Source organism: Pseudomonas sp. AGC41 (assembly GCF_057334555.1).
In genome coordinates, this window is the sequence record NZ_JBHFJB010000035.1 from 1 (window position 1) to 1325 (window position 1325).

1 protein-coding gene is annotated in these 1325 nt (G+C 62.3%); it reads left to right on the top strand.

The window, feature by feature from the left end:
- On the top strand, nt 1–1294 hold a 1294-nt coding region (locus ACE04F_RS06420), incomplete at its 5' end, for an aldehyde dehydrogenase family protein (protein ID WP_486105482.1).
- Nucleotides 1295–1325 lie beyond the last annotated feature (31 nt).

A 1325-nucleotide genomic window follows, 5' to 3' on the forward strand; every position in this document is an offset into this window, starting at 1 on the left:
GGTCCAGGATCGCTCACTGGTGCTGTTGAAAATCGCCGACCGTATCGAGCAGAACCTGGAACTCCTCGCTGTGAGCGAGACCTGGGACAACGGCAAGGCCGTGCGCGAAACCCTCAATGCCGACGTACCGCTCTCGGCTGACCATTTCCGTTATTTCGCCGGTTGCATCCGTGCTCAGGAGGGCGGGGCCGCCGAAATCAACGAGCTGACCACGGCCTACCATTTCCATGAACCGCTGGGCGTGGTCGGGCAGATCATCCCGTGGAACTTCCCGTTGTTGATGGCCGCCTGGAAACTCGCCCCGGCCCTGGCCGCCGGCAACTGCATCGTGCTCAAACCGGCGGAGCAGACCCCGCTGTCGATCACCGTATTCGCCGAACTGATCGCCGATCTGCTGCCGGCGGGCGTGTTGAACATCGTCCACGGCTTCGGCCGCGAAGCCGGTGAAGCCCTGGCCACCAGCAAGCGCATCGCCAAGATCGCCTTCACCGGTTCCACCCCGGTCGGCTCGCACATCATGAAGTGCGCCGCTGAAAACATCATCCCGTCCACCGTGGAACTGGGCGGCAAGTCGCCGAACATCTTCTTCGAAGACATCATGCAGGCCGAACCGGCGTTCATCGAGAAAGCCGCCGAGGGCCTGGTGCTGGCGTTCTTCAACCAGGGTGAAGTCTGCACCTGCCCATCCCGGGCGCTGGTCCAGGAGTCGATCTACGACAAATTCATGCAAGTGGTGCTGAAGAAGATCCAGCAGATCAAGCGCGGCAACCCGCTGGACACCGAGACCATGGTCGGCGCCCAAGCGTCCGAGCAGCAGTACGACAAGATCCTTTCGTACCTGGACATCGCCCGGGAAGAGGGCGCCGAACTGCTCACCGGTGGCGCGGCGGAACGCCTTGAAGGCGACCTGTCGAGCGGCTATTACATCCAGCCGACCCTGCTCAAGGGCCACAACAAGATGCGCGTGTTCCAGGAAGAAATCTTCGGGCCGGTGGTGGGCGTGACCACCTTCAAGGACGAAGCCGAAGCCCTGGCGATTGCCAATGACACCGAGTTCGGCCTCGGCGCCGGCCTCTGGACCCGCGACATCAACCGCGCCTACCGCATGGGCCGGGCGATCAAGGCCGGACGCGTCTGGACCAACTGCTACCACCTGTACCCGGCGCATGCGGCGTTTGGTGGCTACAAGAAGTCCGGCGTCGGGCGTGAGACGCACAAGATGATGCTCGATCATTACCAGCAAACGAAAAATTTGCTGGTGAGCTATGACGTCAATCCGTTGGGGTTCTTCTGAACCGCTGACACCGCCATCCCCTGTGGGAGGG